The 15,675-nt window shown below is 67.5% G+C and carries 11 protein-coding genes; 7 read left to right on the top strand and 4 right to left on the bottom strand.

Annotation, left to right across the window (positions count from 1 at the left end):
* The first annotated feature begins 100 nt into the window (after positions 1 to 100).
* Together ACZK4Z_RS16775 and pbpC are read left to right on the top strand one after the other, a co-directional pair.
* Positions 101 to 5,008 (top strand): alpha-2-macroglobulin family protein, encoded by a 4,908-nt coding sequence (locus ACZK4Z_RS16775; RefSeq protein ID WP_478450924.1) that lies wholly within the window; start codon positions 101 to 103, stop codon positions 5,006 to 5,008.
* A 64-nt stretch (positions 5,009 to 5,072) separates the two neighbouring features.
* Complete coding sequence (pbpC, locus tag ACZK4Z_RS16770; RefSeq protein WP_478450923.1) at positions 5,073 to 7,454, top strand: penicillin-binding protein 1C; 2,382 nt, start codon at positions 5,073 to 5,075, stop codon at positions 7,452 to 7,454.
* Between the two features lie 117 nt (positions 7,455 to 7,571).
* Here pbpC and ACZK4Z_RS16765 read toward each other — a convergent pair whose 3' ends face one another.
* Both ACZK4Z_RS16765 and ACZK4Z_RS16760 read right to left on the bottom strand, forming a co-directional pair.
* Positions 7,572 to 8,147, bottom strand: coding sequence for a ferritin-like domain-containing protein (locus ACZK4Z_RS16765; protein ID WP_049421227.1), 576 nt, complete (start codon positions 8,145 to 8,147; stop codon positions 7,572 to 7,574).
* 29 nt (positions 8,148 to 8,176) lie between these two features.
* Positions 8,177 to 8,659, bottom strand: coding sequence for a peroxiredoxin (locus tag ACZK4Z_RS16760; protein WP_032127816.1), 483 nt, complete (start codon positions 8,657 to 8,659; stop codon positions 8,177 to 8,179).
* A 260-nt stretch (positions 8,660 to 8,919) separates the two neighbouring features.
* Here ACZK4Z_RS16760 and ACZK4Z_RS16755 point away from each other — a divergent pair, with 260 nt between their 5' ends.
* Positions 8,920 to 9,813, top strand: a complete 894-nt coding sequence (locus ACZK4Z_RS16755) for a DnaJ C-terminal domain-containing protein (protein ID WP_197616322.1) — start codon at positions 8,920 to 8,922, stop codon at positions 9,811 to 9,813.
* Between the two features lie 88 nt (positions 9,814 to 9,901).
* Here ACZK4Z_RS16755 and pilH read toward each other — a convergent pair whose 3' ends face one another.
* Together pilH and ACZK4Z_RS16745 are read right to left on the bottom strand one after the other, a co-directional pair.
* Positions 9,902 to 10,273, bottom strand: coding sequence for a twitching motility response regulator PilH (pilH, locus tag ACZK4Z_RS16750; RefSeq protein WP_005410644.1), 372 nt, complete (start codon positions 10,271 to 10,273; stop codon positions 9,902 to 9,904).
* Positions 10,274 to 10,361: 88 nt separating this feature from the next.
* Positions 10,362 to 11,357 (bottom strand): YhdH/YhfP family quinone oxidoreductase, encoded by a 996-nt coding sequence (locus ACZK4Z_RS16745; RefSeq protein WP_197616324.1) that lies wholly within the window; start codon positions 11,355 to 11,357, stop codon positions 10,362 to 10,364.
* 154 nt (positions 11,358 to 11,511) lie between these two features.
* Here ACZK4Z_RS16745 and hflK point away from each other — a divergent pair, with 154 nt between their 5' ends.
* The 4 genes from hflK (at position 11,512) to ACZK4Z_RS16725 (ending at position 15,592) form a co-directional block, all read left to right on the top strand.
* The gene (gene hflK, locus ACZK4Z_RS16740) at positions 11,512 to 12,645 is read left to right on the top strand and encodes an FtsH protease activity modulator HflK (protein ID WP_049401370.1); all 1,134 of its coding nucleotides are present in this window, start codon (positions 11,512 to 11,514) and stop codon (positions 12,643 to 12,645) included.
* Positions 12,642 to 13,505 (top strand): protease modulator HflC, encoded by an 864-nt coding sequence (hflC, locus tag ACZK4Z_RS16735; protein ID WP_010482785.1) that lies wholly within the window; start codon positions 12,642 to 12,644, stop codon positions 13,503 to 13,505. Before hflK ends, hflC begins: the two co-directional genes overlap by 4 nt.
* Positions 13,506 to 13,572: 67 nt before the next feature.
* Positions 13,573 to 13,758, top strand: a complete 186-nt coding sequence (locus ACZK4Z_RS16730; RefSeq protein WP_005410640.1) for a DUF2065 domain-containing protein — start codon at positions 13,573 to 13,575, stop codon at positions 13,756 to 13,758.
* Between the two features lie 541 nt (positions 13,759 to 14,299).
* The gene (locus ACZK4Z_RS16725; protein ID WP_014038120.1) at positions 14,300 to 15,592 is read left to right on the top strand and encodes an adenylosuccinate synthase; all 1,293 of its coding nucleotides are present in this window, start codon (positions 14,300 to 14,302) and stop codon (positions 15,590 to 15,592) included.
* The last annotated feature ends 83 nt before the right edge of the window (positions 15,593 to 15,675 follow it).

The raw sequence follows: 15,675 nt of genomic DNA, 5'->3' as shown, positions 1-15,675 counted from the left end.
GGCCAGCGGCCGGCACTACCCGCCCGGGCAATTGCCGAATTCGCGTCAACACCTTGACGCGGCCTGCCTATAATGGCCGCCTCGATCAAGGAGTGACGACATGAGCGGTCCGGCACGGCGGAAGCGGTGGGGATGGGCGGCGGCGGTACTGGCAGGAGGCCTGTTGCTGGGCCTGGCCGGCTGCCGCAACGACAGCGGGCAGCTGCCCAAGGCCAGCGGTGAAGCGATCACCACCCAGGCCGAGCAGGTGAAGGAATTCACCCTGCTGCGCGCTTACCCGGACCAGAAGAATGACGGCCTGTCGCTGGCGCTGGAGTTCTCGCGCCCGCTGGTTGGCACCCAGGATTTCGACAAGCTGGTGCGCTTCGAAGAGAAGGTCGGCACCGACGACAGCAGTTGGACGCTGTCCGATGACGGCCTGACCCTCCGCTATCCGTTCGTCGAGGCTGGCAAGGAGTTCAGCCTGGTGGTCTCGCCCGACCTGCTGGCCGCCGATGGCAGCCGGCTGGGCATGGAACTGAAGCAGAAGGTGTTCAGCGGCGAGCTTAAGCCGGTGGTCGGCTTCGCCTCGCAGGGCAGCGTGCTGCCGGCCAAGGACAGCCGTGGCCTGCCGGTGGTCTCGGTGAACGTGCCCGAGGTTGACGTCGAATTCCTGCGCGTGCGCGAGAAGGACCTGCCGACCTTCTTCAGCCAGTACCAGCGCGGCGGCCGCCGTGGCAGCTGGGAGCTGAGCAGCGACTACGAACGCAGCCCGATCAACAAACTGGCCGAGCCGGTCTACGTCAACCGCTTCATCCTCGGCGGCAAGAAGAACGAGCGGGTGCTGACCTACCTGCCGACCCAGGACATCAAGGAACTGCAGGAGCCGGGCCTGTACTTTGCCCTGCTCAAGCGCACCGGTGACTACGAAGGCGAGTTCGATACCGCGTTCTTCTCGGTCAGCGACATCGGCCTGCATACCCGTGCCTACAAGGACAAGCTGTTCGTGCACACCGCCGGCCTCAAGGACGGCGCGCCGCTGAAGGGCATCGACCTGCGCGTGCTGGATGCCAAGGGCGAAGTGGTACTGAAGGGCAGCACCGACGGCAACGGCAATGCGCTGCTGAACTACACGCTGGATGCCACCCACGTGCTGGTCGCCAGCAGTGGCAAGGACACCAGCTTCCTGCCGTTCAACCAGCCGGCGCTGGACCTGAGCGAATTCGCCGTGGCCGGCCGTGACAATGCCTGGTTCGACGTCTATGCCTGGTCCGGGCGCGACCTGTATCGCCCGGGCGAAACCGTGCGCCTGTCCGCACTGCTGCGCGACAACGATGGCAAGCCGGTCAAGGCTCAGCCGGTGTTCCTGCGCCTGAAGCAGCCCGACGGCAAGACCTTCCGCGAGACTCGCCTGCAGCCGGGCGAGCAGGGCTACATCAACTTCGAGCAGGTGATCCCCGCCGAGGCGCCGACCGGGCGCTGGCAGGTCGAGTTCCGCACCGATCCGGCCAGCAAGGAAGCGATCCAGGGCATGACCCTGCGTATCGAGGAGTTCCTGCCCGAGCGCATGAAGCTGGACCTGGACAGCGCGCAGAAGACGCTGAAGCCGGGTGAGGACCTGCGCCTGCAGGCCAATGGTGCCTACCTGTACGGGGCGCCGGCCGACGGCAACCGCTTCACCGCGCGCATGGCGGTGGCCGCCGAACAGCAGCCAGTCGAAGGCCTGCCGGGCTACTTCTTCGGTGACCCGACCCTGCAGTTGCCGCGCGAAGCCAAGGACGTGATCGATACCACGCTGCCGGGCAACGGCCAGCTGCGTGAGGATGTGGCGTTGCCGGAAGAGGCCGCCAAGGCCAAGGCACCGATCGCGGTGGTGCTGTCCGGCAGCCTGTATGAAACCGGTGGCCGTACCGTCACCCGCACCCTGAAGCGGGTGATGTGGCCGGCCAACGCGCTGGTCGGCGTGCGGCCGCTGTTCAACCCCGAGGATGGCGCCGACTCCAACGGCAATGCACGCTTCGAGCTGATGCGCGTGGATGCCGCCGGCAAGCCGCAGCCGGCCAAGGGCCTGAAGATCACCCTGGTGCGCGAGCTGCGCGACTACCACTGGACCTTCAACGACAACCGCTGGGACTACGATTTCACCCGCCGCTTCGAGAACAAGGAAACCCGCACCGTCGACGCCGGCAGCAGCGCGGTCGCCTTCGATTTCCCGGTGGAGTGGGGCGAGTACCGGGTGGACGTGTTCGATCCGTCCACCGGCCTGACCAGCCGCTACCCGTTCCGTGCCGGCTGGAGCTGGGGCGATGACAACCGCGGCCTGGACGCGCGCCCGGACAAGGTCAAGCTGGGCCTGGACAAGACCGGCTACAAGGCCGGTGACACCCTGGAAGTGACGGTGACCCCGCCGCATGCCGGCAAGGGCATCCTGATGGTCGAGACCGACCGCATGCTGTACGTGCAGGACATCGACGCCAAGCCGGGGTCGACCTTCAAGATTCCAGTCACCGCCGACTGGGAGCGCCACGACGTCTACATCACCGCGCTGGTGTTCCGTGGCGGCAGTGCGCCGAGCAAGATCACCCCGGCGCGTGCCGTGGGCGTGGTGCATGTGCCGATGGACCGCAAGGGCCGCACCGTGGCGGTCGGCCTGGTGGCGCCCAAGCAGATGCGCCCGGAGCAGGACCTGCCGGTGACGGTCAGTGCACCGCAGCTGGCCGGCAAGATGGCGCACGTCACCGTCTCGGCGGTGGACGTGGGCATCCTCAACATCACCCGCTTCCCGGTGCCCGATGCCGGTGCGCACTTCTTCGCCCAGCGTCGCCTCGGCATCGATGCCTACGACATCTACAGCCGGGTGATCGAGAGCTTTGATGGCGGTGCCGGCAAGCTGAAGTTCGGTGGCGACATGGCGTTGCAGGCATTGCCGCAGGCCAAGCGCCCGACCGCGCGCGTGCAGACCGTGGACCTGTTCTCCGGCCCGGTGCAGCTCGATGCCAAGGGCATCGCCCGCATCCGCCTGAAGGTGCCGGACTTCAACGGCACGCTGCGGGTGTCGGCGCTGGTCTACAGCGATGACCAGTACGGCAAGCGCGATGTGGAAACCGTGGTGCGCGCGCCGATCCTGGCCGAAGCCAGCATGCCGCGCGTGCTCGCCCCGGGCGACCGCAGCACCGTGACCCTGGACGTGCAGAACTTCACCGGCAAGCCGGGGCAGTTCAACGTGAAGGTGGACACCGAGGGCCCGCTGAACCTGGGCGAGGGCAGCCGCAGCGTGCAGTTGAATGCTGATGCCAAGACAACGCTGAGTTTCCCGCTGTCGGCGCGTGAGGGCCACAGCGTGGCCAAGGTGCGCGTACGTGTGGACGGCAACGGCTTCAAGGCCGATCGCCGCTACGAGCTGCCGGTGCGTGCGGCGTGGCCGCAGGTGCTGCGTTCGCAGGTGCGCACGCTGGATCCGCTGGCAGCGGTCAGTCTCGACAACAGCCTGACCGATGGCCTGATGTCCGAGTCGGTGAATGCCCGCCTGCTGGTCAGCCCGCTGCCGCCGATTCCGTTCGCCAGTGCGCTGCAGGGCGCGCTGAACTACCCGTACGGCTGTGCCGAGCAGACCACCAGCAAGGGCTACGCCGCGCTGATCCTGGACCAGGCGACGTCGTCGATGCTCGGTGCCGATGGCCTGGATGCCAAGACCCGTCGCGAACGCATGGAAGGTGCGTTCGGTCGCCTGGCGTCGATGCAGGTGGCCAACGGCAACTTCTCGATGTGGGGTGACGACGGCTACGTGAACCCGTGGCTGACGCCTTACATCACCGAGTTCCTGCTCGATGCCAAGGAGGCCGGCTTCGCGGTGCCGGACAACGTGCTGCAGAAGGCACTGAACCGGCTCAGCGAGGACCTGCTGTCCGGCGGCAACCAGTTCTACGGCCAGGACGACCGCGAGAAGCTGAAGTTCGCCAATCAGACCTATTCGGGCTACGTGCTGGCCCGGGTCAACCGCGCTCCGCTGGGGACGCTGCGCACGCTGTATGACAACGAGCGCAGCAAGGCGGTCGGCGGCCTGTCGCTGGTCCATCTGGGCGTGGCGCTGTCGCTGCAGGGCGATGCCAAGCGTGGCCAGGCGGCACTGGCCGCGGCCTTCGCCAAGTCCAGCAGCGAACGTCCGTCGTACTTCGGCGACTACGGCAGCGCGATCCGTGATGACGCGCTGATGATCGCGCTGACCCACGAAAACAAGCTGGCCAAGCCGGCCTGGGATGCGCGTGCGGTGGATCTGGGCCGTGGCCTGGATGCGCGCCGCAATGCCGGCTGGATGTGGCTGAGCACGCAGGAACAGGTGGCCATCGCCCGCCTTGGCAAGGCACTGGCCGCCAATCAGAAGGCGCTGGTGGCCGGTGAGCTGGTGATCGGTGGCAACACCGAAGCCATCGGCGAGCGCAAGCTGTTCGGCCGCAATTTCAGCGCCAGCGAGCTGGCCAGCGGCGTGCGCTTCACCCCGCAGGGGCAGCCGCCGATGTTCGCCAGCATCGACGTGGCCGGTATCCCGCGCAGTGCGCCGGCACCGGACAACAGCGTGCTGGGCATTGAGCGCAGCTACTTCGGCACCGATGGCAAGCCGTGGTCGCCGCGCCCGCTGAAGGAAGGCGAAGCGCTGATCGTGCGCGTCACCGTCACCGCCGACACCACGATGCCCGATGCACTGCTGACCGACCTGCTGCCGGCCGGCCTGGAGATCGAGAACTTCAACCTGGGCGATGCCAAGCAGTGGGCCGACGTAGTGGTTGATGGCATCACCATCAGCGACCGCGGCGAAGCTGCCGACACCAAGCACGAAGAGTTCCGCGACGACCGCTATGTGGCTGCGCTGAAGCTCTCGCGTGGCAGCAAGGCCAACGTGTTCTATCTGGTGCGTGCGGTGACCCCGGGTACCTACTCGGTGCCGCCGCCGCTGGTGGAGGACATGTACCGGCCGCAGCTGCGTGGCGTCGGCCGTAGCAACCCGACCACGATCACGGTGGTACAGCCGTGACCGCGCGGACGGGCCGCGACGGCGCGGCCCGTCCCGCTGGCAAGCTCCAATCCGGCGCGCTGCAATGAACAACACGATGACGACCCGGCTGGCGGCCCTGCGCCGCTGGCTGCGGCCGCTGTGGCCGTGGCTGCGCTGGGGTACAGCGGCACTGTTGGCACTGCTGCTGGTGCTGGATTTCGCCTTCCCGCCGCCGCTGCCGAAGCAACCCGATACCAGCACCCTGGTGGTTGCCGCTGATGGCACGCCGCTGCGCGCGTTCGCCGATGCCGAGGGCGTGTGGCGCTATCCGGCATCGATCGACAGCGTCTCGCCGCTGTACCTGCAGGCGCTGCTGACCTACGAAGACCGGTGGTTCTGGCGCCATCCGGGCATCAACCCGCTGGCGATCCTGCGTGCCAGCGGCCAGTTGCTGCGCGGTGGTCGCATCGTTTCCGGCGGCTCGACCCTGACCATGCAGGTCGCACGCATCCTCGACCCGCATACGCGCACGCCGTGGGGCAAGCTCAAGCAGATGCTGCGTGCGGTGCAGCTTGAGGTGCATCTGAGCAAGCAGCAGATCCTGGCCCTGTATCTGGAGCGCGCGCCCTACGGTGGCACCATCGAGGGCGTGGAAGCGGCCAGCTGGGCCTATCTGGGCAAGCCGGCGGCGCAGCTGTCACATGCCGAGGCCGCCTTGCTGGCGGTACTGCCACAGGCACCGAGCCGGCTGCGCCCAGACCGCCACCCGGAAGCCGCGCAGAAAGCGCGCGACAAGGTGCTGTCACGCATGGCCGAACTGGGCGCGTGGACGCCGGAGGAAGTGCAGGATGCGCGCATCGAGAACGTGGTGGCACGCTCGCTGCGACCTCCGTTGCACGCCGCGCTGCTGGCGCAGCGCCTGCATTCGGCGCATCCGGGCCAGGCGCGCATCCAGAGCAGCATCGACATCGGCCTGCAGCGCACGCTGGAAGAACGCGTGGCGAGCTATTTCTCGACACTGCCCGAGCGTACTTCGGCGGCCTTGCTGGTGGTCGACAACCAGACTCTGCAGGCGCGTGCCTACGTCGGTACGTTGTCCTTTGGTGACCGCCAGCGGCTCGGCCACGTCGACATGGTGCAGGCCTGGCGGTCGCCGGGCTCCACGCTCAAGCCGTTCCTGTATGCGATGGCGCTGGACGATGGCCTGATCCATTCGGAAAGCCTGCTGGTCGATGCGCCGCAGAGTTTCGGCAGCTACCGGCCCGGCAATTTCGACATGGCCTTCAATGGGCCGATTGGTGCCTCCAGTGCATTGCGGCTGTCACTCAATGTGCCCTCGGTGGACCTGCTGCAGCGGGTCGGGGCCGCGCGCTTCGCCGCGCGCCTGTCGCACTCCGGCATCCAGCTGCGCTTCCCGCCGGGCAGCACGCCCAACCTCTCGCTGATTCTGGGCGGTACCGGTGCGCGGCTGGAAGATCTGGTCGGCGCGTTCGCGGCGCTGAACCGCAACGGCATTGCCGGACGCGTGCGCTACACCGATGACGAACCGATGATCGAGCGGCGCCTGGCCTCGCCGGGCGCCAGCTGGATCGTGCGCGAAATGCTGGAATCGAACCCGCGCCCAGGCTACAGCGTCGGTACGTTCGATGTCGGTGGCCGCCCGCGTGTGGCGTGGAAGACCGGCACCAGTTACGGGTACCGCGATGCGTGGGCAATCGGCAGCACGCGCCACTACACCGTGGGCGTGTGGGTGGGCCGGCCGGACGGCACACCGCTACCGGGCCAGTACGGCGCGGTGACCGCGCTGCCGCTGATGTTCGAAGTGGTGGACAGCCTGCCGCGCCAGCGCGGCGATTCGGCTGCTGCACCGATGCCGGCAAGTGTCAGCCAGGAAGATATCTGCTGGCCCACCGGCGAACGCGCCGAAGGCCTGCCGACGGCACTGTGCCAGCGGCGGATGTCGGCCTATCTGCTGGACGGCGCGGCACCACCGACCTTCCCCGAGCGCGAGGCGCGGCGCTGGCAACCGGGGCGCCAGCGTTACCTGGCCGACGCGCGGACCGGTCTGCGTGTATCCGCTGATTGCCGTTTGCCGCATGAGGAAGTCGCGCGAGAGATCGCGCGCTGGCCGGCGTTGTTGTCACCGTGGCTGCCCAAGGCCACGCGCGCTGCCTCGCAGTTGCCGGCGCTGTCGCCGGATTGCCGCGACGACGGGCGTGAGGCCAGCGTGGCCTTGCACATCGATGGCCTCAATGATGGCGCCACGCTGGCGCGTGCACCCAATGCCGAACATGGCGTGCGCCTGCAGCTGCGCGCGCTGGGCAGCGAGCAGGCGGTGGACTGGCTGCTGGATGGCCGTTGGATCGCGCAGACCCGTGGCGCGCAGTTGATGCAGCGCGAGTTTGCCGAGCCGGGCGCACACACCCTGACCGCGCTGGCGGCCGACGGTGCGTGGACGCAGGTGCGGTTCAACGTCCTGCGGTAGGTGCTGGGAATGGCCCGGCGACCCGACGGATCCATGCTCTGGTAGGTGCCAACCTTGGTTGGCACGCGATAAATGCGCCCACCAAGGTGGGCATCTACCAAGGCGTATGCGGGGCCGCTATTCCCCGATCCACCCATCCAGCAGGTCGGCGAACTCATCGGCGTGCTCCTCTTCCTGTGCAAGGATCTCTTCAAGGATGCGCTTGGTGGTGGTATCGCGGTCGCCGATGAAGTTGATCATCTCGCGGTAGCTGTCGATGGCGATGCGTTCGGCCACCAGATTCTCGCGGACCATGTCGCGCAGGTCGCTGCCTTCCTTGTACTCGGCATGCGAGCGCGCGGTCAGCGTGTCGGGGTTGAAGTCCGGCTCGCCGCCGAGCTGGACGATGCGCTCGGCCAGCTTGCCGGCGTGCGCCTGTTCCTGCTGTGCATGTTCGAGGAATTCGGCTTTCACCGCGTCGGCCAGCATGCCCTTGGCCATGAAGTAGTGCCGGTAGTAGCGCAGCACGCATACGTACTCGGTGGCCAGTGCATCGTTGAGCAGCTTGATCACGACCTTGCGATCGGCGCTGTAGCTGTCGGTGATCGCACCGTCTTCGATATTGCGACGGGCGCGTTCGCGCAGGGTCTTGCGGTCACTGATGCCGGGCACCTTTGCGGCAGGCTTTGCGGCTTTGGCTGGCTTGGTGGACATGGCTGGCCGTTTCCTCTTGCGGTGGAAGATCAGGTTGGCAGGTGCTCCAGCACGTATTCGGCCGAAGACACTTCGAACTGGCCGGGCTGCTCGATCCAGGCCGCACGCACCACGCCATCCACCACGTACAGGGCGAAACGGCGTGAGCGGATGCCCATGCCCGAGGCGCTGGCGTCGAGCTCCAGGCCGAGCGCGCGGGTCAGTTCGGCATTGCCGTCGGACAGCATCAGCAGGCCATCGGGCACGCTCTGGTCGGCAGCCCATGCCTTCATCACGAACGGGTCGTTGACGGCCATGCAGTAGACGTCGATGCCGCGCTGGCGGAACGCCTGGAACTTCTCGACGTAGCCGGGCAGGTGGCGGGCCGAGCAGGTCGGGGTGAACGCGCCGGGCACGGCGAACAGCACCACCTTGCGTGCGTCGAACAGCGAATGCGTATCGAGCGTTTCGATGCCCTCGCGGATGCGCTTGAGGGTCACTTCCGGAATGCGGTCGCCGACATGGATGGTCATGGGGAACTCCTTGCTGGGGCAGGCTAGTGGGCCGGATGGGACAGGGGCGTCAAGACATTGGAAAACCCGTGTGCAGGCCCCATCTTCAGGCTTTGCGGCGGGGGCTTCCAGCCACAGCGTGGCGCATGGGGATGGCAGCCGCATTGCGCAGGATCAGTCGGCCTCACCGTGGCCGCACGAGGGGCGGCGTAGCATGCCGGCGCGTAGAATGAACCCGGGGCGGCGCCACCGGCGCGGCCGAAGCAGATCGAGGTAGCTGGATGGAATTCAAGGATTACTACGCCACCCTGGGGGTGGAACCGAGCGCGGGCGAGGCGGAGATCAAGACCGCCTACCGCCGGCTGGCACGCAAGTACCACCCGGACGTCAGCAAGGAGGCCGGGGCCGAAGACAAGTTCAAGGCGGTCAACGAGGCCTACGAGGCGCTGCGCGATCCGGAAAAGCGCGCGGCCTATGACCAGCTGCGCGCGCAGGGCTATCGCCCGGGCGAGGAGTTCAACGTGCCGCCGAACTATGGTGGTGCTGGCGGTTTCAATTTCGAGGAAGTATTCGGCGGTGGCGGCCCCAATGGAGGCTTCAGCGACTTCTTCGAGAGCCTGTTCGCGCGCCAGCGTGGCGGTGGTGGCGCTGGTCCGGGGCCGGGCTTCAGCAGCCAGGGCCACGCGCCCAACCGCGATACCCGCGCCAAGCTGTCGGTTCCGCTGGAAGCGGCCTACAGCGGCGACAGCCTGCGCATCACCGTCAACGGCAAGCAGCTGGACGTGCGCGTGCCCAAGGGCATCCGCCCCGGCCAGGTGATCCGCCTGGCCGGGCAGGGCAACCATGGCGGCAACCTGCTGCTGGAAGTGGAGTACGCCGCACACCCGCGGTTCGAAGTCGATGGCCGCAACATCCTCTATACGTTGCCGGTGACGCCGTGGCAGGCCGCGCTGGGTACCAGCATCAGCGTGCCGACCCTGGGCGGTGCGGTGGAGTTGAAGATTCCGGCCGATTCCGATGCCGGCCGCAAGCTGCGTCTGCGTGGCCGTGGCCTGCCGGGCAACCCGGATGGCGACCAGATTGTTGAAATCGAGATCGTGGCCCCGGCCGCGACCGATGAGGCGCAGAAGAAGGCGTACCGGAACCTGGCCAAGGCCTTCGGCGAGACCATTTGAAGGTAGTGCCGGCCGCTGGCCGGCAACTTCATTGCCCGGGACGGTGATGCGTGGTTGCCGGCCAGCGGCCGGCACTACCGCGCGCGTCTCAGCCCTGCCCGGCGAACACCCGTTCCAGCACCTCGGACAGTTCGTCTTCCGAGAACGGCTTGGTGATGTAGGCCTTGGCGCCCTGGCGCATGCCCCACATGCGGTCGGTGTCCTGGTCCTTGGTGGTCACCAGGATCACCGGGATATGCCGGGTCGCCTCGTCGCGGGCGAGGGTGCGGGTGGCCTGGAAGCCATTGAGGTTGGGCATCACCACGTCCATCAGGACCAGGTCGGGCAGCTCGGCCTTGGCGGTTTCGACCCCGGCGGCGCCATCGGTGGCGGTCAGGATCTGGTGCCCGAGCTTCTCGACGATGCGCTGTATCCCCAACAGCTGCGACGGTGAGTCGTCGACGATCAGAATGCGTGCCATGTTGTTCCCCATGTAATGCCCGCAGTGTAGTGCGGGCCCATTACTGGCGGGAGGGGCGCATCTGCCGTCCGTCGCCTGCCTGCGACGTTCAGTCGATCCGCACCACGGTGCGGCCCAGCGAACCGCCCGCCAGCATCCGTTCGAACACGGCAGGAAGGCCATCGAGGCCGACTTCGGCGGTGCAGATGCGGTCCAGCTGCTGCGGCTTCCAGTCACTGCCCAGCCGCGACCACACTTCTTCGCGCAGCCCGCGCGGTGCATTGGCCGAGGACACGCCCAGCAGTGACACGCCGCGCAGGATGAACGGCATCACCGTCATGTCCAGCGTCGGGCTGGCTGCCAGGCCGGCACTGACCACGCTGCCGTAGGGCACCGTCTGTGCCAGCAGGCTGGCAAGCATGTCGCCTCCGGCATTGTCGAGGCCCCCGCCGAAGCGGGCCGACTGCAGTGGGCCGGTATCGGCCAACGCCGAGCGTGGCAGCACCTCGGCGGCACCGATGCCGTGCAGGAAGTCGGACTGCTCCGGCTTGCCACTGACCGCGTGCACCGTGTAGCCGGCACGGCTGAAGATGGACAGCGCCAGCGCGCCCACACCGCCGCTGGCGCCGGTGACCGCCAGCGGGCCGAGCTCCGGGGTCTGCCGGTTGTCCTGCAGGCGCAGCAGCGCCAGCGCCGCCGTGAAGCCGGCGGTGCCCAGCACCATTGCCTCGCGGGCACTCAGCCCGGCCGGCAGCGCGATCACCGCGCGCGATTCCAGCCGCACGTACTGGCTGTAGCCGCCGTCGCGGGTTTCGCTGAGGCCGCAGCCCGTGGCCAGTACCGCATCGCCTTCACGCCAGGCCGGGTCGGTGGATGCCACCACGGTGCCGGCCACATCGATTCCGCCGACCAGCGGGAAGCGGCGCAGGATCCTGCCCTTGCCGGTGCCCGCCAGCGCGTCCTTGTAGTTGACCGAAGACCAGTGGGCGCGGATCAGTACCTGGCCGGGGTTGAGGTCGTCGACATTGAGCTGGGCCAGGCCGCTGCGGTAGCCGGCGTCGTCGTTTTCGATGCGGAAGGCGGTGAACGGGGTGGTGGGGGCCATCGGCGTTGCCTGACTTCGAGGAAAACGCCACCTTACCCCGTTGCCCCCCCTTTCGATCCTGCCGATCCGCCCCATCTTGTATGATCGGTGATGGTTTCACGGCTGGTGGTGCGGGAAGGGCCCGCGCCGCAGCCCAAATCTTGATGGAGCGTGCATGGCCTGGAATACACCCGGCGGCAACAAGGGCGGACAAGGCCCCGAGGACAATCGACGCGGGCCCTTCGGGTCGCGCGGCGGTGGCAATGGTGGTGGCTGGGGCGGACTGCCCGGGCCGCTGAAGGACCTGTTCGACGGTGGCATCATGCGTTGGGTGGTGGCGGCTGTCGTGTTGCTGGTGCTGTTCTCCAGCTTCCAGCTGATCGGCGAACAGCAGCGTGGCGTGGTGCTGCGCTTCGGCCAGTTCTCGCGCATCCTGCAGCCCGGCCCGAACTTCAAGCTGCCGTGGCCGATCGAATCGGTCACCAAGGTCAATGCCACCGAGATCAAGACCTTCTCGATCCAGGTGCCGGTGCTGACCCGCGACGAGAACATCGTCAACGTCTCGCTGAACGTCCAGTACCGCATCGACGACCCGCAGCAGTACCTGTTCGGCACGGTCGATGCCAACCAGGTGCTGGAGCAGTCGGCGCAGAGCGCGGTGCGCGAGGAAGTCGGCCGTGCCGACCTCAACGCCGTGCTGAACAACCGTGGCCCGCTGGCCGTGGCTGCTGAAGAGCGCCTGCAGGCGCTGCTGAAGGCGTTCAAGACCGGCCTGACCGTGACCGGCCTGACCCTGCAGGACGCCCGTCCGCCGGAGGAAGTGAAGCCGGCCTTCGACGAGGTCAACGGTGCCCAGCAGGTCAAGGAACGCTTGATCAACGAAGCCCAGGCCTACGCCGCCAAGGTCGTGCCGGAAGCCCGAGGCCAGGCCTCGCGTGCCCGTACCACCGCCGAAGGCTACAAGCAGGCCGTGGTGTCCAAGGCCGAGGGTGACGCGCAGCGCTTCAGCCTGTTGCAGGCCCAGTACAAGGACGCCCCGGAAGTGACCCGCAAGCGCCTGTGGCTGGAGACCGTGCAGCAGGTGCTGAGCGAGAACCGCAAGGTGATCGGTGGCGATGGCCGCCAGCTGATCTACGTGCCGATGACCGGCGATACCCGTCCCACCACCTCGGCCCCGCCGGGAGTGACCAATCCGGAGGTGGTGATGCCGTCGCTGCCGGGTGCAGCGGCGGAAGCTTCCCGTGATCCGGGCCGGCCGGTGGGCCGCCCGACCGGGCGACCGAGCGGCCGTGAGGAGGGCAGCCGATGAAGAGTCCTATCTGGATTGCCGTGATCGTGGCGGTGGTGCTGGGCCTGCTTGGCTCGGTGTACGTGGTCCGTGAGGACCAGACTGCCATGGTGCTGAACCTGGGCAAGGTGGTGCGTTCGGACATCAAGCCGGGCCTGCACTTCAAGGTGCCGGTGGTGGAAACGGTGAAGGTCTTCGACCGCCGCTTCCAGGTGCTCGACACCGCCCCGGCGCGTTACTTCACCGCCGAGCAGAAGGACGTCAGCGTCGACTTCTTCGCCATCGGCTACATCTCCAACGTGGGTGACTACTTCCGTGCCACCGGTGGCGATCCGCGCATCGCCAACGCCCGCCTGGCACCGATCATCACCGACTCGCTGCGCAACCAGATCAACTCGCGCACCCTGCAGCAGCTGGTCTCCGGCGACCGCAGCGAGCTGATCGCCGAGCAGCTGAAGGGGATCAACGAAGCGGTGGCGGGCCTCGGCATGCAGATGATCGACCTGCGCATCAAGCAGGTGGACCTGCCCACCGACAGCCAGGTGATCAATGACGTGTACGAGCGCATGCGCGCCCAGCGCAAGCAGGAAGCGGCCAAGCTGCGTGCGGAGGGCGAGGAGCAGTCGCTGACCATCCGCGCCCAGGCCGACCGTGACAGCACCGTGCTGATCGCTGAGGCCGAGCGTGATGCACAGCGCCTGCGCGGTGAAGGCGACGCCGATGCGGCGCGCATCTACGGCAAGGCCGGCTCGGCCGACCCGTCGTTCTATGCGTTCTACCGCAGCCTGGAGGCCTACCGTGGCTCCATGACCGACGGCAACGGCGTGATCGTGCTCGACAAGAACGACCCGTTCCTGCAGTACCTGAAGAACGACCGCTGAGGTCGCAGGGCAGTACCCCACGGGGCCCGGCCAGATGCCGGGCCCCGTGCTTTTTCCGGAGTCCCCCATGAAAGATCTGTTCGCCGCCGTCTGCCTGGTGGCGGTGCTGGAAGGCCTGTTCCTGTTCGTCGCCCCATTCGCCTGGAAGCGCATGGCCGAGCGCCTGCTGGACCTGCCCAGCCCAGCCCTGCGCAGCTTTGGCGGGCTGGTGCTGCTGGCCGGCCTGAGCCTGCTGTGGTGGGCGCGGCATTGAAAGGGTAGTGCCGGCCGCTGGCCGGCAACCTGGGATTGCCCACCAGCGGCCGCCTGCGTTCACATGCGTGGCCCGGCTCTGGTAGATGCCAACCTTGGTTGGCATTGCCGGCCAACGGCCGGCACTACCGGGAGGCGCCTGACCGGCCGGTACATGCGTGGCCCGGCTCTGGTAGATGCCAACCTTGGTTGGCATTGCCGGCCAGCGGCCGGCACTCCCGGGAGGCGCCTGACCGACCGGCACATGCGTGGTCCGGCTCTGGCAGATGCCAACCTTGGTTGGCATTGCCGGCCAACGGCCGGCACGACCGGGCGGGGCGGCTGACCGGCCGGTGAAGCCGTCCGTCGGAAAGGTGGCACCCGACCCCGGAAACCCGGATAATGCACAAAAGCCGGACGGGCCTCCCCGTTCGGCTTTTTCCGTGTATGGGCCTTCCATCGCCGGCGGCTCCCCGTTTGGAGCCGCCCTCCAGGTGCTGGCCAGCCCCGCCACGGTTCAACCGTCCGCGGCCCCGATGGCCGCAACATATGAGGAGCCCGTCATGGGTCAGTCTGTCGTAGTGTTGGGTGCCCAGTGGGGCGATGAAGGCAAGGGCAAGATCGTCGATCTGCTCACTGAGGAAATCGGCGCCGTCGTGCGCTTCCAGGGCGGCCACAATGCCGGCCACACCCTGGTCATCAACGGTAAGAAGACCGTCCTGCACCTGATCCCGTCGGGCATCCTGCGTGACGATGCGCTGTGCCTGATCGGCAACGGCGTGGTGATCTCGCCGGCCGCGCTGCAGAAGGAAATCGCCGAGCTGGAAGCCTCCGGCGTGGAAGTGCGTTCGCGCCTGAAGATCTCTCCGGCCGCGCCGCTGATCATGCCGTACCACATCGCCCTGGACCAGGCGCGCGAGCGCGCTGCCGGCGGCAAGGCGATCGGCACCACCGGCCGTGGCATCGGCCCGGCCTACGAAGACAAGGTGGCGCGTCGCGGCATCCGCATCGCCGACCTGCATTACCCGAAGCAGCTGGAAGAACTGCTGCGCACCGCGCTGGATTACCACAACTTCGTGCTGACCAAGTATCTGAACACCGATGCGGTCGATTTCCAGAAGACCTTCGACGAAGCGCTGGCCTTCGGCGAATACGTGCAGCCGATGAAGTCCGACGTGGCCGGCATCCTGCACGACCTGCGCAAGCAGGGTAAGCGCGTGCTGTTCGAAGGCGCGCAGGGTGCGCTGCTGGACATCGACCACGGCACCTACCCGTACGTCACCAGCTCCAACACCACCGTGGGTGGTGCACTGGCCGGTTCCGGCGTCGGCGCCGATTCGATCGACTACGTGCTGGGCATCGCCAAGGCCTACGCCACCCGCGTCGGCGGCGGCCCGTTCCCGACCGAACTGGACGACGAAGTCGGCCAGGGCATCCGTGACCGCGGCGCCGAGTACGGTGCCTCGACCGGCCGTCCGCGTCGCTGCGGCTGGATGGACATCGTCGCGCTGAAGCGCGCCGTGGCCATCAACGGCATCAGCGGCCTGTGCATCACCAAGCTGGACGTGCTGGATGGCATGGAAAAGCTGAAGGTCTGCATCGCGTACGAATACAACGGCAAGCGCACCGAGTACGCGCCGCTGGACGCGCAGGGCTGGGAAGACTGCACCCCGGTGTACCTGGAGTTCCCGGGCTGGAGCGAGAACACCCACGGCATCACCAACTGGGACGACCTGCCGCCGGCCGCACGTGCCTACCTGCGTTCGCTGGAAGAGCTGGCCGGTTGCCCGATCAGCATCGTCTCCACCGGCCCGGACCGCGACCACACCATGGTCCTGCAGGATCCGTTCGCCTGAGTGAGTGACCGGTAGCACTGGGCCTTGCTTGGCGCCGCTGGAAGGAAAAGCCCCGCGAAAGCGGGGCTTTTTCGTTACTGTGT

The sequence above is a fragment of the Stenotrophomonas sp. 71799_Sma genome (genome assembly GCF_056482505.1).
This window is presented reverse-complemented; position numbering and strand designations above follow the sequence as displayed.